This window comes from Cryobacterium sp. TMB3-10 (assembly GCF_004402305.1).
Taxonomy (GTDB): Bacteria; Actinomycetota; Actinomycetes; order Actinomycetales; family Microbacteriaceae; genus Cryobacterium; species Cryobacterium zongtaii.
On record NZ_SOGH01000012.1, the window covers coordinates 1 to 20,534 of the forward strand.

Here is a 20,534-nt window from a genome sequence, read left to right on the forward strand (position 1 = left end):
CACCCGCTGCCGACCCGGCCGCACCCGCTGCCGACCCGGCCGCACCCGCTGCCGACCCGGCCGCACCCGCTGCCGACCCGGCCGCACCCGCCGCCGACCCTGCCGCATCAGCCGCCCCGGCCCGCCCGCTCAACCGCACCAACCCGCTGGTGCTCGGCATCGAAACCTCCTGCGACGAGACCGGCATCGGCATTGTGCGCGGCACCACCTTGCTCTCCAACACCATCGCCTCGTCGATGGACGAGCATGCCCGCTACGGCGGCGTCGTGCCGGAGGTTGCCGCTCGCGCCCACCTCGAAGAGATGGTGCCCGCCATCCACGCGGCCGTCGCTGAAGCCGGCATCCGGCTCGACGAGATCGACGCCATCGCCGTCACCAGCGGACCCGGCCTCGCCGGTGCACTCATGGTCGGCGTCGGCGCTGCCAAATCGCTCGCGGTGGCGCTGGACGTGCCGATCTACGCCGTCAACCACCTCGTCGGCCACGTGGGCGCCGACCTGCTGCGCGGCGAGGGCGTCGACACAGATGCGCCGCTGGAGTACCCCACCATCGCCCTGCTGGTCTCCGGGGGGCACACCTCGCTGCTGCTGGTGCGCGACCTGGTCTCCGACGTGGAGCTGCTCGGCGAGACCATCGACGATGCCGCCGGTGAGGCCTTCGACAAGGTCGCCAGGGTGCTCGGCCTGCCCTACCCCGGCGGGCCGCAGATCGACAGGGTCGCGGTCACCGGCGACCCCACCGCCATCCGTTTCCCGCGCGGCCTCAGCCACCAGAAGGATGTCGCCAAGCACCGCTATGACTTCTCCTTCTCCGGCCTGAAGACCTCGGTGGCCCGGTGGGTGGAACAGAAGCGTGACTCCGGCGAAACCGTGCCGATCAATGACGTTGCGGCGAGCTTCCGCGAGGCCGTCGTCGACGTGCTGCTCACCAAGGCCGTCGCGGCCTGCACCGACCTCGGGGTGCCCAGGCTGCTGCTCGGCGGCGGGGTGATCGCCAATGCGCGGTTGCGCCAGGTGGCCCAGGAACGCACGGATGCGGCCGGTATCGCGCTGCGCATCCCGCCCCTGTCGCTCTGCACCGACAACGGCGCCATGATCGCGGCGCTCGGCGCGCAGCTGATCATGGCGGGGCGCGCGCCCTCCACCCTCGATTTCGGGGCGGACTCTACCCTCCCGGTGGGCCTCATCCAGGCCTGAAACCGCATCTCACCAAGAGTTTCTCGCGCGGACGCGATACTGTCATGGTGGGGGTTTTACGCAGAGCCAGCACGTTGACACCCCCACGGCGCGGGTGCCACTATGGCACCCATCGCACCCATCGCACCCAGTGCCCTTGCATTCCCTACGCTGCACCACGTGAAGGAGTCACCCATGACCGACCCGAACCAGCCCGCCGTGAACAAGCCGGACTCGAACGAGCCCACGCCGCCGCCGGCCTACTCCCCGCCCGCGCCGCCGGCCTACGGTGCAACCCCGGCCGCCCCGGCCTACGGCGCCGCACCCGCCGCCCCGCAGGCCTACGCACCGCAGGGCTACGGGCAGCCGGCCGCCGGCGATAAGTGGAACGTTCTCGCGATCATCTCCCTGGTCAGCGCGTTCATCGTGTCCCTCGCCGCCGTGATCTGCGGCCACATTGCGCTCAGCCAGATCAAGCGCACCGGCGAAAAGGGTCGCGGCCTCGCCATCGCCGGCCTCGTGCTCGGCTACGTCGGCCTGATCAGCGGACTCATCTTCCTCATCGTCACGATCGGCGTGATCATGGCGGGCATCAGCGAAGGCTCGTACACCACCTACTAGAAGGCTCGGCAGACCGCGCTCGCCGGCCACCCCGGCCGCCCGATCGGGCGGCCGGGCGGCCTGGATCAGACCAGGCGTTCACAGGAAAGGAATGACGATCATGACCGATCCGAACACACCACATCCCGAGGTTCCCCAGGTTCCGAGCGTGCCGCAGGTCCCCGACGTGCCGCAGGTGCCCGACTTCCCGCAGGACAGCATGGCCGGCGGCCCACCGGATCGCCAGAGCGGCCCCGCCGGCGATGCCGAATCCACCCCGTCGGGCGCCCAGCCGCCGCCGCCGGTTCCGCCGGTGAGTCCGGCCGGCCAGCCGACGCCGCCGCCCGCCTACGGCCCGCCCGCCCCGAGCGAGGGCACCCCGCCGCCCTACGGTTCGCCGCCGCCGGGCTACACCCCGCCGGGCTCCGGTTACGGCACCCCGCCGCCCTCTGGCGGCCCCGCCGCCGGCTACTACGCCGGCCAGCCCGGGATGCCGTCGGCCACCAAGCAGCCGATCCTGAGCATCCTGTCGATGATCGCCGGTGTCATCGGCATCCTCGGGTCCCCGGTTGCGTTCTTCCCGATTTTCGGTGGCATCCTCGCCATCATCTTGCCGGCCGCCGGCGTGGTCCTGGGTTTCATCGCCCGCAACAAGGAACCGAACGGCAAGGGCTTCTGGCTGACCGGGATCATCACAGGCTTCGTGGGTATCGCCCTGGCGCTGCTCAGCATTCTGCTCTGGGCGCTGGTGTTCGCGACCGTGCCGATGAACAATTACAACTACTAACCGCACAGCGAGTAGTCGAGAATCGAGTCCACACGCATGTCGCAGTCCGGGCAGCCCGAAACCCGGGCGGAGCGGGAGCAGTCAGTTCCGCCCGCCGGGACGCCGGCGTTGTCGCGCGCACAGGCGCGGGCTGCCGAGGCCAGGGCCGCTGAGCTGCGGGCACCCGCCGGGCGTTCGCCCGACCTGACCCGGCCGCCGGTCGCCGGCGAGCTCGCCTACGAGTCCACCATCACCGCGCCCACCGAGTGGGTGCCGTACGTGTACACCACCGCCGAGATCCAGACCCATGCGGCCCGCCGTGGTCTCGGCGTCGCTGCCGCGGTCTGCGGGGTGCTCGGGGTGCTGGCCGGCATATTCGTGATCTGGGGGGCGCCCCTGAGCATCGCCGCGGTCGTGCTCGCTCTGGTGGCCAGGTACGTGGAGCGCCGCTCCGGCGGCCTCTGGCTCCTCGGCCTGCTCAGCGGTCTGTTGGGCATCCTGATGGCGGTGCTGTGGTTCGTCGTGATCACCCGGATGCTGCCCGCCTACTTCGGCTGAGCCGAACCCGCGAGCCGGCTGACGCCGGTCAGACCCGTTCCACCAGCAGCGCCACCTTGTGCCCGGCCGCGCGGGTCACCACCAGGGTGGCCGATTCCGGGCCCTTGAGCTTCAACCGGGTGCGCAGGGTCGCCGGATCCACATCCACGCCGCGCTTCTTGATCTCCAGGGTGCCGATCTTCCGTTCAGCCAGCGCCAGCCGCAGCTTCTTCTCGTCGGTGGGCAGCACCTCGAGCACCCGGAACGCCGTGGCGAACGGGGTGCGGGTCAGCGTCGGGCTGGTCAGGTAGGCCAAGCCCTCGCTGAGCATCGACGCATCCATCGATCGGGCGAGGTCACCGATCAGCCGGGCGCGGATGATGGCGCCGTCGGGTTCGTACACGTAGTCGCCGAGCTCGCCGACAGCCACATCCTCGCTGTCGGCAGGCGCGGTCAGCTCCGCGACTCCGTCCTTGCTGAGCAGTAGCGCCGACCGGCGGATGCCCGGCCGCGCGAGCGCACCGAACCACAGCCCCATCTCCACCAGCTTGCCGTCCACCGACACCCACTGGGCCTCCGCGGTCTCGGGGATCTGGTCGCGGTCGTGGCCGGGACCGAGCTTGACGCCGACGGGCATCCGTTTGCTCAGGGCGTAGACGTCATCGAGGTTGGGGGAGTAGTCCTCTGACCGGGTGAGCCGGCTGGTGTTGCCGTGCCCGGCCGTGCGGCGGGCCGGGTCGAACCAGAGCGCGTCGAACTCGGTGGGGTCGATGTCGGCCGCGTCGGCGCAGCGCACTGAGGAGGTCGGGAAGGGGGCCAGGTTGAAGCTGGCGACCGTGGCGGTGACCTCGTCGACGTCGATCGCGGTCACCGTCAGCTCCATCGCGGCCATCGCCATGGCGTCGCCGCCGATGCCGCAGCCCACGTCGGCGACCCGGGTGAGGCCGGCCTCCACGAACCGGCCGGCGTGCAGGGCGGCGACCCGCAACCGGGTGGCCTGCTCCAGGCCGGCCTCGGTGAACAGCATCCGGCTGGCAAAGTCGCCGAACTTGCCCGTCGCCTTCGCCCGCAGCCGGGACTGGTAGAGCACCGCGTTGACCAGGGCGGGGGAGTGCCCGGCCTTGCGTAGGGCACTGACCGTGCGCACGACGTCGGCACCGGCCTCGTAGACGGGCAGGGAGTCCAGCAGGCGCAGGCCTTCGGGTGAGAGCAGCTCAACGAGCTCGGCGCGTTCCATCCCGCAAACCTATCAAGCCAAACCGGGCCGCACCCCGAGCACTCTGGCACTCACGTTGCGTGAGTGCCAGTTGCGCCCTAAACTCGACTTAGCACTCTCGCTGTGAGTCTGCTAACTACGTCTTAGCTAAGAAAGAGGTCAACCGTGTCGGTCTCCATCAAGCCGCTCGAAGATCGCATCGTCATCAAGCAGGTGGATGCAGAACAGACCACCGCTTCCGGACTTGTGATCCCGGACACCGCCAAAGAGAAGCCCCAGGAAGGCGAAGTTGTCGCCGTCGGCCCCGGCCGCATCGACGACAACGGCAACCGCATCCCGCTCGACGTCGCCGTCGGCGACAAGGTGATCTACTCCAAGTACGGTGGAACCGAAGTCAAGTTCGGTGGCGAGGACCTCCTCGTTCTGTCGGCTCGCGACGTTCTCGCGGTCGTCGTTCGCTAGTCACACCGCATATCGTTGAATCCCGGATGGCCTCGGCCATCCGGGATTTTTCGCGTCCAGAGGGGTAGCAACGTGCACGAGAATCCGACAGATCCCACCGGGGCCGCCGAGCCGACCGAGCCGGTGGATGCGGCCCGGAGCGGGATGCGCCCGGTCCGCAGTTCCGCGAGCACGGGCCTCATCTTCGCGATCTGCGCCTACGGCATGTGGGGATTCCTGCCGCTGTATTTCCTTTTCCTGGCCCCGACCGGAGCGTTCGAGATCGTGGCCTGGCGGGTGCTGTTCTCGCTGGTGTTCTGCGCGGTCCTGATCCTGGCCACCCGGGCCTGGCGGCCGCTCGTGGCCGCACTGCGTTCGCCGCGCATCGTGTGGACGATGGGGCTGGCCGGGGTGTTGATCTTCATCAACTGGCAGACCTTCATCCTCGGCACCCTGAGCGGCCGCGTCGTCGAAACGGCGCTGGGCTATTTCATCAACCCGATCATCACGGTGCTGCTGGGCGTCCTGGTGCTACACGAGAAGCTGCGCAGGGCCCAGTGGGCTGCCGTGGTGATCAGCTTCATCGCCGTGATCGTGCTCAGCGTCGGCTACGGCACCGTGCCCTGGATCTCCCTGATCCTGGCGTTCTCCTTCGGCTTCTACGGCCTGATCAAGAAGCGGGTCGGCGGTCACATCGACGCGCTCTCCGGGCTGACCCTGGAAACTCTCTGGCTCACGCCGATCGCGATCATCCAACTGGTCGTGGTCTCGCTGATCTCCGGCCTCACCTTCGGCACCGTCTCGACGGTGCACACCATCGCGCTGATCGGCACCGGTGTGCTCACCGCGGTGCCGCTGCTCTTCTTCGCGGCCGCGTCCCGGCGCCTGCCGTTGACCACGATGGGACTCGTGCAGTACCTCGCACCGGTGCTGCAATTCATCGCCGGCGTGGTCATCCTGCACGAGCCGATGCCGCCGGAACGGTGGCTCGGATTCGGGTTGGTCTGGCTCGCGCTGATCGTGCTGACCGTCGATATGGTGCGGGCGGGGCGGGCGCAGCGCCGGCCGGTTATCGACCCGATTTAGGGGCTCAGAGCCAAGCATCCTGATCAGGGGGCCGTTCGTAACGATTTGGTCGCGTTACACGGCTGTAACACGACCGCCTTGTTTGATGTCGTTCGGGTGAATACCTTTGCAGCACGGCAACGATCGTTTGCCGTGCTCTAACCTTCGATTCCCCTTACCCTAGGAGCAACATGAGCGTATTCGCGAAGGCCTCGGCCTCCCGCTCGGCCCGCGCCGTCGTCACCGGCGTCGCCATCTTCGGCGTCAGCGCCCTTCTGCTCACCGGATGCAGCACCGACGCAGCCGAGCCGGCCGCTTCGGACGCACCCGCGGCGGAAAGCACTGTCGCTGAGATCACCGCCGGCGACCGCGCCCTGGACCTGAAGGTCGGCACGATCCTCCCCCAGAGTGGTGGGCTCGCCTTCCTCGGCCCGCCCGAAGAAGCCGGTGTTCAGCTCGCCGTCGAGGAGATCAAAGCTGCCGGCCTGGGCATCGACATCGAAGCCATCCTCCGCGACTCGGGCGACACCACGACCGATACCGCCACCGTCTCCGTGACCGACCTGCTCTCGCAGGATGTCTCGGCGATCGTCGGTGCGGCGTCCTCGGGTGTCTCCAAGACCGTCATCGACCAGATCACCGGCGCCGGCGTCGTGCAGTTCTCGCCGGCCAACACCTCGGCCGACTTCACGGACTACGACGACAAGGGGCTCTTCTGGCGCACCGCTCCGTCCGACATCCTGCAGGGTGAAGTCCTGGGCAACCTGATCGCCGAAGACGGCAACAGCACCCTGGGCCTGATCGTGCTCAACGACGCCTACGGAACCGGCCTGGCCGAGTTCACCACCACGGCCTTCGAGGCTGCCGGCGGAGAGGTCGTCGCCAGCGCGAGCTTCAACGAGGGCGACGCCAACTTCTCGGCCCAGATCGCCGAAGTCACCGCGGCCAACCCCGACGCGATCGCTCTGATCACGTTCGACCAGGCCAAGGTCATCACCCCGGACCTCGTGGCGAGCGGCTTCCCCGGCGACAAGCTGTACTTCGTCGACGGCAACCTGGCCGACTACAGCGAGGACTTCGCTGCCGGCCTGATCGAGGGCTCGAAGGGCACGCTGCCCGGCCTGGACACCGCGACCCTCGGTGACTTCACCGGCCGTCTGCTCGAGATCGACCCGGCCCTGACCGACTTCAGCTACGCGGCTGAATCCTACGACGCCGTCATCCTGATCGCCCTGGCTGCGTACGCAGCCAACGACGTGTCGGGTGAGTCGATCGCCAAGTACCTCCAGCAGGTATCCGGTGGCTCCGGTGAGGGCGAGAAGGTCACCGACTTCGCGTCGGGCGCCGCGCTCCTCGCCGAGGGCAAGCAGATCGACTACGACGGTTACTCCGGCACGATCACGTTCGACGAGAACGGCGACCCGACCGACGCAACCATCGGCATCTTCGAATTCGGTGCAGACAACAAGTACAGCCGCATCAACTAGTCACCCCCGCTGACTCGCGGTACACCACAGCAGACGTACCGCGACACGCACAGAAGGGCCCCGGCTTCGGCCGGGGCCCTTTCGCGTGCCCAGTGGCCGGTCACCGCCGAGTGACGGGGCGCCGGATGCCGGCCAGGGGGAGCGGCAGCCGTGGGCGGCAGCAGCGGAGGCCGGCCAGTAGATGGCGGCCGCCACGGGCCCGCTGCGGGTCTTAAGGCGGCGGAGGCGCGGAGCTGCGCGGCTGGGGCGGCCAAGGGCGTCAGAACGGCTCCTGGCGCCGCCGGTGAAACGCGAGATGCCCCGCTGCGGACCAGTTGCCCCGGTAGACCGGGGCAACTCGTCCGCAACGGGGCAAGTCGGTGGTGCGGATGGTGCGGGGAGGGTTAGTCGTCCTGACCCAGGGTGCCCAGGTACAGGCCGATCACCTTGGGGTCGTTCAGCAGCTCCCGCCCGGTGCCGGTGTAGGCATCCCGACCCTGATCGAGCACGTAGCCTCGGTCGCAGATCTGCAGGCAGCGGCGGGCGTTCTGCTCCACCATGATCGTGGTCACGCCGGCCTTGTTGATCTCCTTCACCCGCAGGAACGCCTCGTCCTGACGCACCGGGGACAAACCGGCCGAAGGCTCGTCGAGCAGCAGCACGTGCGGGCCCATCATCAGCGCCCGCGACATCGCCACCATCTGGCGCTCGCCGCCGGAAAGCGACCCGGCCCGCTGGCCGAGGCGCTTGCGCAGCTCCGGGAAGATCTCGGTGACGAACTCGAGCCGCTCGGCCAGGCCCTTGGGCTTCTGGTACATGCCCATCTCCAGGTTCTCCTGGATCGTCAGCGTCGGGAAGACGTTGTTGGTCTGCGGCACGAAGCCCACGCCCTTGGCGACCAGCTTGTTGGCCTTGAGGTTCGTGATGTCGTCACCGCGCAACCGGATCTCGCCCTCGCGTACCTTGACCAGGCCGAAGATCGACTTGAGCAGGGTCGACTTGCCGGCCCCGTTCGGGCCGATGATGCCGATCAGTTCGCCGTCGTAGGCGGTGAGCGAGCATTCGTTGAGGATGTTGACGCCGGGCACGTACCCGGCCGTCACGTTCTTGACCTCGACGACCGCCTTCCGCACCGGGGCCGGGGTGGCGTCGATCAGCGGGCTAGAGTTCGTCATCGAGCAGCTCCTTAATGGCTCCGACATGTTCCTTCTCGGCGTCGGGATCCTCACCGAGGTCCTCGTCGTGGTGCTGGCCCAGGTACGCGTCGATGACAGCCTGATTGCGCATCACCTCGTGCGGGTCGCCCTCGGCGACCACCTTGCCCTCGGCCATCACGATCACCCAGTCGGCGATGTGCCGCACCATGTGCATGTCGTGCTCAACGAAGAGCACGCTCATGCCTTCGGCCTTGAGGTTGAGGATGTGGTCGAGCAGCGACTGAGTCAACGCCGGGTTGACGCCGGCCATGGGCTCGTCGAGCATCACCAGGGTGGGGTCGCTCATCAGCGCCCGTGCCATTTCGAGGAGCTTGCGCTGCCCGCCGGAGAGGCTGGCCGCGTAGTCGTCCTTCTTGGTGTCGAGCTTGAACCGGGTGAGCAGGTCCAGCGCCTTGACCTTGTTGTCGGCCTCCTGCTGACGCCAGAGGAACGGCAGGACGGCGCGGAACAGGTTCTCGCCCACCTGCGCCTTCGCGCCGAGCAGCATATTGTCCATCACCGTCAGCAGGCCCAGGGCCTTGGTGAGCTGGAAGGTGCGCACCTGACCCATCCGGGCGACCTTGAACGCGGCCATGCCGCCGATGGGGGTGCCCTCGAAGGTCCACGAGCCGGTGTCCGGCTTGTCGAACCCGGTGAGCAGGTTGAACAGGGTGGTCTTGCCGGCCCCGTTCGGCCCGATCAGAGCGGTGATGGCGCCGCGGGGAATCTCGAGGTGCTCGACATCCACCGCCTTGAGGCCGCCGAAGGTGCGGCTGACGCCGTCGACCACGAGGATCGGGTCCTTCTTCTTGCAGCCGGGGACGGCCTCGCCGATGTGCATGTCAACTGTCTTGACGGGCTTGCCGGTGGGAACACTGTTACTTGACAAAAGCCAGCTCCTTCTTGTTTCCGAAGATGCCCTGGGGTCTGTAGATCACAATGAGCATGATCGCGACGCCCACCAGGATGAAACGCAGCTGTCCGGCCTGGATGCTCGTCAGGAACGGGATCCAGCCGGCCTCCACGGCCCGGGCGATGAACCCGGAGAAGAACGACAGCAGCACCCAGAAGACCATCGAGCCGATGACCGGACCGAGGATGGTCGCCGCTCCACCGAGCAGCAGGATGGCGTAGACGAAGAACGTCAGCGAGGTCTGGTAGTTCGACGGCACCACGGCACGCGGCAGCACGAAGATCATGCCCGCGATGGTGCCGAAGACGCCACCGAGGATCAGCGACTGCATCTTGTAGAAGTACACGTTCTTGCCCAGGGCGCGAACGGCGTCTTCGTCCTCGCGGATGCCCTTGATCACGCGGCCCCACGGGCTGCGCATGATCTGCCAGGTGAACAGGCAGGCGAGGATCACGATGGTCCAGGCCACGATGCGCAGCCACCAGTCGTAGGCGTTGTACTCGAACGGACCGAACCCGTAGGTGCCGTCGGGGATCGGGTTGAGGGCAGCGAATCCGCCCTTGTACCCGCTGAGCCCGTTGGCCGAACCGGTGATCGGTTCGAAGGTGTTGGTCGTGAACAGTAGGCGCACGATCTCCGCGGCCGCGATGGTGACGATGGCCAGGTAGTCCGCCCGCAACCGCAGGGTCGGGATACCCAGAACCAACGCGAAGATCACGGATGCGCCGATCCCGACGAGCACCGCCGCCCAGACCGGGAAGCCGAAGCTCAGGGTCGAGATGGCGTACCCATAGGCGCCGAGGGCCATGAAGCCGGCCTGGCCGAAGTTGAGCAGGCCGGTGTAGCCGAAGTGAATTGCCAGTCCCAACGCCGCGAGGGCGTAGGCGGCGGTGGTCGGGCTGATCAGCTCGACGGCCGCGTTGCTAAAGATTGCTCCCCAGTCGATCATCGTCAGCCCCTAGCCAATTCTCTCTTTGCGACCCAAGATGCCTTGCGGCCGAAGCAGCAGCACCAGGATCAAAACGACAAGTGCACCGACGTATTTCAGGTCGGACGGAATCCACAGCGTCGACATCTCGACGAACAGGCCCACGATGATCGATCCCACGAGGGCGCCGAACGCCGTGCCGAGACCGCCGAGGGTGGTGGCAGCGAAAACCAGCAGCAGGATCTGGAAGCCCATGTCCCAACTGACCCCCGGCCGGAAGTAGGCCCAGAGCACACCGGAGAGGCCGGCGAGCGACCCGCCGACGATCCAGACGATGCGGATGACACCATCCACGTCGATGCCGCTGGCGGAGGCGAGGCTGGGGTTGTCGGAAACGGCCCTGGTGGCCTTGCCGATCCGGGTGCGCAGCAGGAAGTAGGAGACCGCGAGAAGCACGACGATGCTGATACCCATGCTGGCGAGGTCGATCGGCGACAGCGAGATCGGGCCGAACTTGAGGTCGGTCATGCCGGAGCCGGGCAGCTGGCTGGTGCCGCCGCCGTAGAACAGCTGGAAGGTGTACCGCAGCGCCAGCGAGAGGCCGATGCTGACGATCATCAGCGGGATCAACCCGACGCCCTTCTTCCGCAGGGGTTTCCAGATGGTGGCGTCGAGCCCGAAGCCCAACAGCCCGCTGAGGGCGATCGCCAACAGGATCGCCAGCCAGATCGGCAGCCCGAGCGTCGTGCTGAGGGTGAGGGTGGCCAACGCGCCGAAGGTGATCATCTCCGCGTGCGCGAAGTTGCTCAGGCCCGTGGTGCCGAAGATCAGCGACATGCCGATCGCGGCCAAGGCCAGCAGCAAACCGAAGTTCAGACCGTTGACGAAGCGGTTCACGAACTGGTCGAAGAAGCTGACCGTCGTGCGTTCGCCCTCGCCGAGGAAGAAGTTCACCGACTTCACCTGGGTGAGGCCGAACTCGGCTTCGATCTCGGCACCGCCCTTGGCGACGACCACACCTTTAGGGAGAGTGTCCTCGTCGAGGGTGACCGTGTAGGTCTCCTTCTCCGGAACGCCGATGCGCCACTTGCCCTCGGCATCCGTGACGACCTCGGCCTCGTAGCCGGAGCCTTCAACGGAGATGAGCACGTCTTCGATGGGTTCGCCACCGAATTGCACATTTCCCGAGAGCACATATTCGTACTGGTCAGTGTTGATCTCGTCGGCATGAGCCGCGCTCGCCGCGAACGTTGAAAACGTCAGGGCGGTCAGGAGTAGGCCGAAAAGCAGCACCATCATCCTGGGCGTGAATCTGCGGACAGCGTGTGTATTGCTCACTGCACCTCCATGGCGGCACCGTCGGTGCGTATTCGAACTGGCACGGACTTGCCTGCCAGCGACCTTGCTGACAGTACGTGCCGATTATGTCGCATATGTTTCGTACGCCGAATTCAGGGCAATCGATTTTGGATCGCGGAATGCGCCAAGCGCATCGTCGCTTAACATTGAGTACCGGTTGCATCCCAGGGATTTCCGGACTTTTTTCCATATCCGCGAATGCAAAAGGGGTTTCATGGATCAGCCAGATCCGTTCGGTTTCACCGGACTCACCTACGACGACGTCCTTCTCCTGCCGGGTCACACCGACGTCATTCCGAGCGAGGCCGAGACAAAGTCCCGGCTAACCCGCAGAATCAGCGTCGCGACGCCGCTGTTGTCCAGCGCGATGGACACCGTCACCGAGACCCGCATGGCCATCGCCATGGCTCGTGAAGGCGGCCTGGGCATCTTGCACCGCAACCTGTCGATCGCCGACCAGGCCGAGCAGGTGGACCTGGTCAAGCGCAGCGAATCCGGCATGATTACCAATCCGGTAACGACTTCGCCCGACGCCACCGTGGCCGAGGTGGATGCCCTCTGCGGGCAGTTCCGCATCAGCGGCCTGCCGGTCGTCGACAACGACGGTGTGCTCGTGGGCATCATCACCAACCGCGACATGCGCTTCGTCTCCGCCGTGGCCAAGCACACCACCCGGGTGCGCGAGGTCATGACCACGTCGCCGCTGATCACCGGCAAGGTGGGCATGGCCCCCATGGACGCCGTGGCCATCTTCGCCACCCACAAGATCGAGAAGCTGCCGCTCGTCGACGACGCCGGCCGGTTGACCGGCCTGATCACCGTCAAGGACTTCGACAAGAGCGAGGAATACCCCAACGCCACCAAGGACGACGCCGGGCGCCTGCGCGTCGGCGCGGCCATCGGCTTCTTCGGTGACGCCTGGCGCCGGGCATCCGCCCTGCTCGAGGCGGGCGTTGACGTTCTCGTGGTCGACACCGCCAACGGCGACAGCGCCGGCGTGCTCGAGATCATCCGCAAGCTGAAGTCCGACTCGGCCTTCGCCGACGTCGACGTCATCGGCGGCAACGTCGCCACCCGCTCCGGCGCGCAGGCGCTCATCGACGCGGGCGCGGATGCCATCAAGGTGGGCGTGGGCCCCGGCTCGATCTGCACCACCCGCATCGTCGCCGGCGTGGGCGTGCCGCAGATCACCGCGGTCTACCAGGCTTCCCTGGCCGCACGGGAGACCGGCGTGCCGGTCATCGCCGACGGCGGACTGCAGTACTCCGGTGACATCGCCAAGGCGCTCGTCGCCGGCGCCGACACCGTGATGCTCGGCTCCCTGCTGGCCGGCTGCGACGAAAGCCCCGGCGAGCTCGTCTTCGTCAACGGCAAGCAGTTCAAGACCTACCGCGGCATGGGATCGCTGGGCGCGCTGCAGACCCGTGGCAACAAGACCTCCTACTCGAAGGACCGTTACTTCCAGTCGGATGTGCCCAGCGACGACAAGCTCATCCCCGAGGGCATCGAGGGCCAGGTGCCCTACCGTGGCCCGGTGTCGAACGTGGCGTACCAGCTCATCGGCGGGCTGCGCCAGTCGATGTTCTACGTGGGCGCGCGCACCATCGACGAGCTCAAGCAGAAGGGCAAGTTCGTGCGCATCACCGCCGCGGGCCTGAAGGAGAGCCACCCGCACGACGTGCAGATCGTGGTCGAGGCGCCCAACTACCGCCGCTAACATCCCGTAACTGTTGCCCTAACGGACATGTGCGCCCGGTACGCCGGGCGCACATGTCCGTTTTGGCAACAGAAGGGTCGGGGGCGGGGCTGAGTGCGGGCTGCGACTAAACTGAGCGGGTGAGTATGGAAATCGAAATCGGCCGGTCCAAGCGCGCACGCCGCGTATACGCCTTCGACGACATCGCGGTGGTGCCCAGTCGGCGCACCCGTGACCCCGAGGATGTGTCGGTCGGCTGGTCCATCGACGCCTACCAGTTCGACATCCCGTTCCTTGCCGCCCCGATGGACTCCGTCGTCTCCCCGACGACGGCGATCATGATGGGCCAGCTGGGCGGCCTCGGTGTCCTGGACCTCGAGGGCCTCTGGACCCGGTACGAGAACCCGGAGCCGCTGCTGGCCGAGATCCGTGAGCTGCCCGCCGACAAGACCACGGCGCGCATGCAGGAAATCTACGCCGAGCCGATCAAGCCGGCCCTGGTCACCGAGCGTCTCGCCGAGATCCGCGCCGCCGGCGTCACCGTCGCGGCCGCCCTGTCGCCGCAGCGCACCCAGGAGCTCTACGAGACCGTCGTCGCCGCCGGCGTCGACCTCTTCGTCATCCGCGGCACCACGGTCAGTGCCGAGCACGTCTCGCGCAACCAGGAGCCGCTGAACCTCAAGAAGTTCATCTACGACCTCGACGTTCCCGTCATCGTCGGCGGCGCCGCCACCTACACCGCGGCGCTGCACCTGATGCGCACCGGCGCGGCCGGCGTGCTCGTCGGCTTCGGCGGCGGCGCGGCGTCCACCACCCGCACCAGCCTCGGTATCCACGCCCCCATGGCCACCGCCGTGGCCGACGTCGCCGGCGCTCGCCGCGACTACATGGACGAATCCGGCGGCCGCTACGTGCACGTGATCGCCGACGGCGGGCTGAGCACCTCCGGCGACATCGTCAAGGCCATAGCCTGCGGTGCGGATGCCGTGATGCTCGGTACCGCCCTGGCCCGCGCCACCGACGCCCCCGGCGGCGGTTTCCACTGGGGTGCCGAAGCCCACCACTCGCAGCTGCCCCGCGGCAAGCGCGTGGAGGTCGGCACCGTCGCCCCGCTCGAGGCGATCCTCTACGGACCGGCACCGGTCGCCGACGGCACCGCTAACCTGGTCGGCGCCCTGCGCCGCTCGATGGCGACCACCGGCTACAGCGGAATCAAGGAATTTCAACGGGTTGAGGTAGTTGTCGCGCCGTACTGAGTGAACTAGCGTCGAAGCAAGCACCACCGATGGCGATGGGAGTTTGCAGATGACGCACGATAACTCGGTTACCAGGTCCACGAAGCTCGGACCTGAGGAACGCGCGGCGGCGATCGAACGCCTCAAATCCAAGGAACTCGACATTCTCGTGGTCGGCGGCGGCATCGTCGGCACCGGCAGCGCGCTGGATGCCGTCACCCGCGGGCTGAGCGTGGGCATGCTCGAGGCCAGAGACTGGGCGTCGGGTACCTCCAGCCGCTCGTCGAAGCTCGTGCACGGCGGCATCCGCTACCTGGAACAGCTCGACTTTCGGCTGGTGCGGGAGGCCCTCACCGAACGCGGTCTGCTGCTCAAGCGCATCGCCCCGCACCTGGTCAAGCCGGTGCGCTTTCTCTACCCGCTGCAGAAGCGGGTCGTCGAACGCGGCTATGTGGGCGCCGGGATGCTGCTCTACGACGTGCTCTCCTATATCGGCGGTCGGCCCGGCGTGCCGCACCACCGGCACCTCAGCCGCAGCCAGGTGGCGAAGCTGGTGCCCAGCCTCAGCCACGACGCCCTCGTCGGCGGCATCACCTACTACGACGCTCAGGTCGACGACGCACTCTACGTGGCGTCGCTGGCGCGCACGGCATCGGCCTACGGCGCCCACGTGGCCAGCCGGGTGCGGGTGGAGGGTTTCCTCAAGGTGGGCGAACGGGTCGTCGGCGTGCAGGCGCACGACCTGCAGACAGGGGAGCGCTTCGAGGTGCGGGCCAAGCAGGTCGTCAACGCCACCGGCGTCTGGACCGACGACACCCAGCGGATGGTCGGCGAACGCGGCACCTTCAAGGTGCGCGCGTCCAAGGGCATCCACCTCGTCGTGCCGCGGGACAGGTTCCAGTCGTCGATGGGCCTGCTGCTGCGCACCGAGAAGAGCGTGCTCTTCGTGATCCCGTGGGGTCGGCACTGGCTGATCGGCACCACCGACACCGACTGGCACCTGGACAAGGCGCATCCGGCCGCCACGGCCGCGGACATCGACTACCTGCTCGAACACGTCAACGCCGTGCTGCAGGTGCCGCTGACCCGGGAAGACGTGGAGGGTGTCTACGCCGGCCTCCGCCCGCTGCTGGCGGGGGAGTCCGAGCAGACCTCCAAGCTCTCCCGCGAGCACCTCGTCGGGCACTCGGTGCCCGGCCTGGTAGTGATCGCCGGCGGCAAGTGGACCACCTACAGGGTGATGGCCAAGGACGCGATCGACGCCGCGGTGGATGCCCTCGACGGGCTGGTTCCGCCGTCCACGACCAAGGAGATCCCGTTGCTCGGCGCCGAGGGCTACCGGGCGGCGTGGAACAAGCGCGGCAAGATCGCCCATGCGTTCAACCTGCACACCGTGCGCATCGAGCACCTGCTCAACCGCTACGGCACCCTCACCGACGAACTGCTCGACCTGATCAAAGAGAAGCCGGAGCTGGCCGACCCGTTGCCCGGCGCCGACGACTACATCCAGGCCGAGGTTGTGTACGCCGCCACCCACATGGGCGCGCTGCACCTCGAGGACGTGCTCGCCCGACGCACCCGCATCTCCATCGAGGCCTGGGACCGCGGGGTGTCCGCGGCACCCGTCGCGGCCCGGCTGTTGGCCGAGGTGCTCGGCTGGGACACCGAGCGTGAGGAGCGGGAGGTGTCGATCTACCTCAAGCGGGTCGCCGCCGAACGGGCCTCGCAGACCCAGCCCGACGACGAATCCGCCGACCGGGTGCGGTTGGAGGCGCCGGACATCGTGACGAGCTGAGCCCGCGGGGTCACTGCGCCTCCTGTCGGCGACCGCGCCCGCTATAGCGGGCGCGGTCGCCCGTACGAGGTGCAGTGAGCGGCGCGGGTCGCAGCGGGTGAGGTCGCGCTCTCAGCGAGCCCGGGGGATGCCGTTGCGGGTGAGGAGATCTCCCAGAGCAGGGAGGGATGTGGCAACCGACCAGTCCCACCGGAACACGCCCAACCCCAGTGCGCGCAGTCGGTCTTCCCGTATCTTTTCGGCCATGACGATATCGGCAGTGGAGCGTCCGCCGGTGAACTCGTCGCGCAGGTACTTACCGTGCCCATCGAATTCGCCGACCCTGCCGACGGAGCGCCAGAAGAAGTCGGTGAACCCGATCAGGCCCGCGTGATCCCAGTGTGGCACCTGTAACTCGGGCAGGAGAAAACCCAGCAAGAAGATTCCGGCCCGGCTGATCGATTCTCCGGACGACCCGGAGAGCGGTGAAGCGAACTCCAGGACCCGCCCAGCGGCCGCGCGACCGGTAACCCGCCCGAGCTGGTCGAACGCGCGGTCGAGGTCTGCTCGGGTCGCCAGGGCGTGACCGTCGCGTGATTGGTGGATGGCTTTGTCCACGACCGCCACCGCCTGGCCGAACCTGAGCACCCTGGCGAGTGCCACCGCGGTCGCCGCGACCGAGGTCACCCGAAGCCCCTCGTGCTCCACGACGTCGAGGCTGTGCTCCTGCGGATGACGGATCACGCCGCGCCGGGACCGTCCGCCCGCCGCCGTCGTGGTGGCAAGGTGAATATCCGCCGGCCAGGCACCAACAATCGGCAATCCCCATAGCGCCGCCGCCGAGACGTGCGAGTACACAGCCGGTGCCTCCGCCGTGGCGGCATGTGCGTGGATCCGACGGAGGTAACGCGCATCCGCGCCCAGGGCATCCCACTCGGCAGCGCGTGTGTACACCCCGCGGCGGAGGCGGATGACGGTGTGACGTTCGTATTCTCGGCGGAGCTCGTGGTGGAGGCCGACTCGCGCCGCGTCGCTCGCCAGGATGAGCCCGCTGTGGCCGGACAACGCGGCGAGGACGTCCAGGCTGCCTGATGATGTGGTGGTCATGCCCCGAGGCTGGCGCATCGTCGGGCCCGGCGGCGGCGGCGGGACGTATCTGTGCACTTCCTCGGCCCGTCCCCAGGCTGTGGATCGCAGACCGACCGCCCAACCCGCCCGCCCGACCCGCCCGTCACTGCACCTCGTGTGGCCGATCGCGCCCGCTATAGCGGGCGCCGTCACCCGTAGGAGGCGCACCGAACCCGTCCCGGGGCAATCACGGGGCGGGGCGAGCCGAGCGGATGCGCCGGTGCCGCGGCCCGCCCGACCGGCGAACACGCTCCGGTAGAATGACTAGACCGCCCTCAAGCCTTCAGGAGTCGCACCATGGTTGACGTTCGACGGGTCAAGCTCCCCGGTGTGGGTGTACTGCACACCTTCATCACCGACGACGGCGGCAAGGTCGGTGTCATCGCGCACCGCTCCGGTCACAGCGATCTGATCACCTTCGCCGACGACGAGGGTGGCCCCGACGCCAGCAAGGTGTCGCTGCGCCTGAGCGAGGACGAGGCGCACACCCTCGCCGAACTGCTCGGCGGCACCCAGATCACCGAGTCGCTCACCGCGCTCGACCAGATCCCCGGGCTCAGCATCGACTGGTTCACCGTGGACTACGAAGACCACATCGCCGGCCAGCCGCTGGGCAACCCCGCCGAGCGCGGCATCGCCGGGCTCACGGTGGTGGCCGTGGTGCGCGGCGAATCCGCCAACCCCGCGCCCGCGCCCGACTTCAAGGTCTTCCCCGGCGACACCCTCGTCGTGGCCGGCTCTCCCGAGAAGGTGGCGAAGGCCTTCGCCTTCTTCCGCACCGGTGCGATCACGTCCAAGCCCGCCGACGCGCCGCCAGGAGGGTAGCCGATGCACCTCGGTGAAGATCTCCTCACCCTGGGCATCCTGCTCGTGGTGGCCTACGTGCTCGGCCGGTTGGGCAAACTGATCGGCCTGCCGTCGATCCCGATCTACATGATCGTGGGCCTGCTGGCCAGCCCGTACACCGGATGGTTCCCGCTGGACTTCAATTCGGCCGACATCGAACTGATCGCGGTCTTCGGGCTCATCCTGCTCCTGTTCAGCCTGGGGCTCGAGTTCGACCAGGAGGCCTTCTTCGGCGACGCCGGAAAACTGCTGATCTCCGGCGGCTCCTGGATCCTGATCAACATGGGCGCCGGGTTCGCGTTCGGCCTGATGACAGGCTGGGGCGCCAGGGAAGCCCTGGTCATCGCGGGCATGACCGGCACCTCGTCCAGTGCGATCATCACCAAACTGCTCATCGAACTGCGCCGGCTGGCCAACAAGGAAACCCCGATGATCCTCGGGGTGACCGTCGTCGGTGACATCTTCATCGCCGTGTACCTGGCCATCGTGTCCGTGGTGCTCAGCGGCAAGACCGAGATCTGGCCGATCGTGCTGCAACTGGGCATCGCGTTCCTGTTCCTCGTGGTGATGTTCTCCGTCGCCCGGTGGGGCGGCCGGGTCGTGTCCAGACTGATGCGCACCAAGGACGACGAACTCTTCACCATCCTGTTCTTCGGCCTGGCCGTGCTCTTCGCCGGCATCGGCGAGATCATCGGCGTCACCGACGCCATCGGCGCATTCCTTATTGGCGTGGTCCTGGGCGCGAGCACCTACCGGGGCCGCATCGAACGGGTGGCGGTGCCGCTGCGCGACGTCTTCGGGGCGTTCTTCTTCCTCAACTTCGGCCTGGCGCTGAACGTGGCCGAATTCGGCTCGGTCATCGTCCTGGTGGGAATCGCCATCGTGATGACCTTCGCGCTCAGCCTGGCCTCGGGCGCGCTGTTGGCCCGGATGCACCAGATGGGGCTGCGCGAAGGACTGAACACCGCCGCGATCTTCGTCAACCGCGGCGAGTTCACCCTGATCCTGGCAACCCTGTCGGTCAGCGCCGGCCTTGACCCGCGGCTGCAGCCCTTCGCGGGCCTCTACGTGCTGACCATGGCGATCCTCGGCCCCCTGTTCACCGCCAACTCGGAGAAGATCGGCGCTGCCCTCAGCCGGCGCTCCCGAGCGGCGCATCCGCCCACCCGCACCCCGGAGCGAGACGCCATGCGCGCCGAAGAGATCGCTCTGGTTGAGGCGGTCACCCATGACCAGAAATCCGGCGACCCGATGGTGGACTTCATCTCCGACACGTACCCGACCCCGAAGAAAAAAACCGACCAGGCCGGCCAGGACGACCAGACGGGTGATTACTCATGATGCGCATGATGGTGCGGCCCCGGTGGATCGCCGCGCTGCTGCTGGCGTTGGCCATCGCCGGCGCCTTCGCTGCCCTCGGCCAGTGGCAGCTGGCCCGCGCCATCTCGTCCGGCGAGGTCATCGAGCGCACCACCGAGACCGTGCAACCACTCAAAGACACGGTGTCACCGGATGGGCCGCCCGCGAAGGTCGCGGAGGGCCAGATGATCGAGACGATCGGCTCGTTCGTGGCCGGTGACGAGCAGATCATCAGCGGCCGACACAACGGCGGCGGATCCGGTTTCTGGGTAGTCAGCCACTTCGTCACCGATGAGGGTGCCAGCATCGCGGTGGCCCGCGGCTGGACCGCAGACGCCGACCAGGCGGCCGCGGTCCGCGAACGGCTCGCCACACAGATGTCGATCCTGTCCCTCCAGCCGCTCACCGGCCGGTTCCTCTCGTCCGAGGCGCCCGCGCTGCCCGACGAAGACGCCGACCCGCACACGATGACCACGGTGTCCACCGCGGCGCTGATCAACCTCTGGGCCAACTGGTCCGACCAGTCCGTCTACCAGGGCTACATCGTCGACACCGTCGCCCCCGACGGTCTGACGGTCATCGACTCCCCGGAGCCCGAAGTCGAGGTTCCGTTGAACTGGCTGAACATCTTCTACGCCCTCGAGTGGGTCGTCTTCGCCGGCTTCGCCGTGTTCCTCTGGTACCGCCTGGTGCGGGATGCCTGGGAGCGCGAAACCGAGGAGGCCGAGGTCGCCGCTGCCGCTGCGGCCGAGGACGCCGCCGGTACGCCGGACGAGGCAGCCGGCCCGGCCGCTGGCACCGACCGGTCGCACGCCAACGCCCCGTAGAATTAGC

The 20,534-nt window shown here is 67.7% G+C and carries 19 protein-coding genes; 13 read left to right on the top strand and 6 right to left on the bottom strand.

The features are described 5' to 3' along the window. Positions 1-146: 146 nt before the first annotated feature. The 4 genes from tsaD to E3T22_RS04745 all read left to right on the top strand — a co-directional run bounded on the left by tsaD (position 147) and on the right by E3T22_RS04745 (position 3,099). A complete protein-coding gene (gene tsaD, locus E3T22_RS04730) occupies positions 147-1,196 on the top strand; it encodes a tRNA (adenosine(37)-N6)-threonylcarbamoyltransferase complex transferase subunit TsaD (RefSeq protein ID WP_134479952.1) in 1,050 nt (349 codons plus the stop codon). 174 nt (positions 1,197-1,370) lie between these two features. Next, entirely contained in the window at positions 1,371-1,796 is a 426-nt protein-coding gene (locus tag E3T22_RS04735; protein WP_134479939.1) for a DUF4190 domain-containing protein, read from the top strand. Positions 1,797-1,896: 100 nt separating this feature from the next. Beyond that, complete coding sequence (locus E3T22_RS04740; protein WP_166789263.1) at positions 1,897-2,562, top strand: DUF4190 domain-containing protein; 666 nt, start codon at positions 1,897-1,899, stop codon at positions 2,560-2,562. A gap of 36 nt (positions 2,563-2,598) precedes the next feature. Beyond that, positions 2,599-3,099, top strand: a complete 501-nt coding sequence (locus tag E3T22_RS04745; RefSeq protein WP_088457140.1) for a hypothetical protein — start codon at positions 2,599-2,601, stop codon at positions 3,097-3,099. A gap of 28 nt (positions 3,100-3,127) precedes the next feature. On the opposite strand, the gene E3T22_RS04750 is transcribed toward E3T22_RS04745, so the two are convergent. Further along, positions 3,128-4,315 (bottom strand): SAM-dependent methyltransferase, encoded by a 1,188-nt coding sequence (locus tag E3T22_RS04750; protein ID WP_134408923.1) that lies wholly within the window; start codon positions 4,313-4,315, stop codon positions 3,128-3,130. A 144-nt stretch (positions 4,316-4,459) separates the two neighbouring features. Here E3T22_RS04750 and groES point away from each other — a divergent pair, with 144 nt between their 5' ends. From groES to E3T22_RS04765, 3 genes are all read left to right on the top strand, one after another. After that, positions 4,460-4,756, top strand: coding sequence for a co-chaperone GroES (gene groES / locus E3T22_RS04755; protein ID WP_066597535.1), 297 nt, complete (start codon positions 4,460-4,462; stop codon positions 4,754-4,756). Positions 4,757-4,900: 144 nt separating this feature from the next. Next, on the top strand, positions 4,901-5,821 hold the full coding sequence (gene rarD, locus E3T22_RS04760) for an EamA family transporter RarD (RefSeq protein WP_088457138.1): 921 nt from the start codon (positions 4,901-4,903) through the stop codon (positions 5,819-5,821). 170 nt (positions 5,822-5,991) lie between these two features. Further along, positions 5,992-7,287, top strand: coding sequence for an ABC transporter substrate-binding protein (locus E3T22_RS04765; protein WP_088457137.1), 1,296 nt, complete (start codon positions 5,992-5,994; stop codon positions 7,285-7,287). Positions 7,288-7,670: 383 nt separating this feature from the next. Here the strand turns inward: E3T22_RS04765 and E3T22_RS04770 are convergent, their stop codons facing one another. From E3T22_RS04770 to E3T22_RS04785, 4 genes are read right to left on the bottom strand one after another with little or no spacing between them, the layout of a single operon-like run. Next, positions 7,671-8,441, bottom strand: a complete 771-nt coding sequence (locus E3T22_RS04770) for an ABC transporter ATP-binding protein (protein WP_088457136.1) — start codon at positions 8,439-8,441, stop codon at positions 7,671-7,673. Next, the gene (locus tag E3T22_RS04775) at positions 8,428-9,303 is read right to left on the bottom strand and encodes an ABC transporter ATP-binding protein (protein ID WP_088457135.1); all 876 of its coding nucleotides are present in this window, start codon (positions 9,301-9,303) and stop codon (positions 8,428-8,430) included. The genes E3T22_RS04770 and E3T22_RS04775 overlap by 14 nt, the downstream gene beginning before the upstream one ends. Positions 9,304-9,340: 37 nt before the next feature. Continuing rightward, positions 9,341-10,321 (bottom strand): branched-chain amino acid ABC transporter permease, encoded by a 981-nt coding sequence (locus tag E3T22_RS04780; protein WP_088458110.1) that lies wholly within the window; start codon positions 10,319-10,321, stop codon positions 9,341-9,343. 12 nt (positions 10,322-10,333) lie between these two features. Beyond that, complete coding sequence (locus tag E3T22_RS04785) at positions 10,334-11,641, bottom strand: branched-chain amino acid ABC transporter permease (RefSeq protein WP_370291329.1); 1,308 nt, start codon at positions 11,639-11,641, stop codon at positions 10,334-10,336. 235 nt (positions 11,642-11,876) lie between these two features. Between E3T22_RS04785 and guaB the strand changes: the two genes are divergently transcribed. The 3 genes from guaB to E3T22_RS04800 all read left to right on the top strand — a co-directional run bounded on the left by guaB (position 11,877) and on the right by E3T22_RS04800 (position 16,388). Continuing rightward, positions 11,877-13,379, top strand: coding sequence for an IMP dehydrogenase (gene guaB / locus E3T22_RS04790; protein ID WP_103459177.1), 1,503 nt, complete (start codon positions 11,877-11,879; stop codon positions 13,377-13,379). A 125-nt stretch (positions 13,380-13,504) separates the two neighbouring features. Then, positions 13,505-14,614: a GuaB3 family IMP dehydrogenase-related protein gene (locus E3T22_RS04795; RefSeq protein WP_088457132.1), complete on the top strand. Its 1,110-nt coding sequence runs from the start codon at positions 13,505-13,507 to the stop codon at positions 14,612-14,614. A gap of 49 nt (positions 14,615-14,663) precedes the next feature. Further along, positions 14,664-16,388 carry a glycerol-3-phosphate dehydrogenase/oxidase gene (locus E3T22_RS04800; RefSeq protein WP_088457131.1) on the top strand — a complete coding sequence of 575 codons (1,725 nt, stop codon included), beginning with the start codon at positions 14,664-14,666 and terminating at the stop codon, positions 16,386-16,388. A 111-nt stretch (positions 16,389-16,499) separates the two neighbouring features. Here E3T22_RS04800 and E3T22_RS04805 read toward each other — a convergent pair whose 3' ends face one another. Further along, complete coding sequence (locus E3T22_RS04805; RefSeq protein WP_134479936.1) at positions 16,500-17,474, bottom strand: hypothetical protein; 975 nt, start codon at positions 17,472-17,474, stop codon at positions 16,500-16,502. A gap of 318 nt (positions 17,475-17,792) precedes the next feature. On the opposite strand from E3T22_RS04805, the gene E3T22_RS04810 reads away from it, so the two are divergent. The 3 genes from E3T22_RS04810 to E3T22_RS04820 are packed head-to-tail and all read left to right on the top strand — an operon-like array spanning position 17,793 to position 20,527. Continuing rightward, positions 17,793-18,320, top strand: coding sequence for a cation:proton antiporter regulatory subunit (locus tag E3T22_RS04810; protein ID WP_134479934.1), 528 nt, complete (start codon positions 17,793-17,795; stop codon positions 18,318-18,320). Between the two features lie 3 nt (positions 18,321-18,323). Further along, entirely contained in the window at positions 18,324-19,682 is a 1,359-nt protein-coding gene (locus tag E3T22_RS04815; RefSeq protein ID WP_088457128.1) for a cation:proton antiporter, read from the top strand. Between the two features lie 5 nt (positions 19,683-19,687). Continuing rightward, the gene (locus E3T22_RS04820; protein ID WP_206750958.1) at positions 19,688-20,527 is read left to right on the top strand and encodes an SURF1 family cytochrome oxidase biogenesis protein; all 840 of its coding nucleotides are present in this window, start codon (positions 19,688-19,690) and stop codon (positions 20,525-20,527) included. Positions 20,528-20,534: the final 7 nt, after the last annotated feature.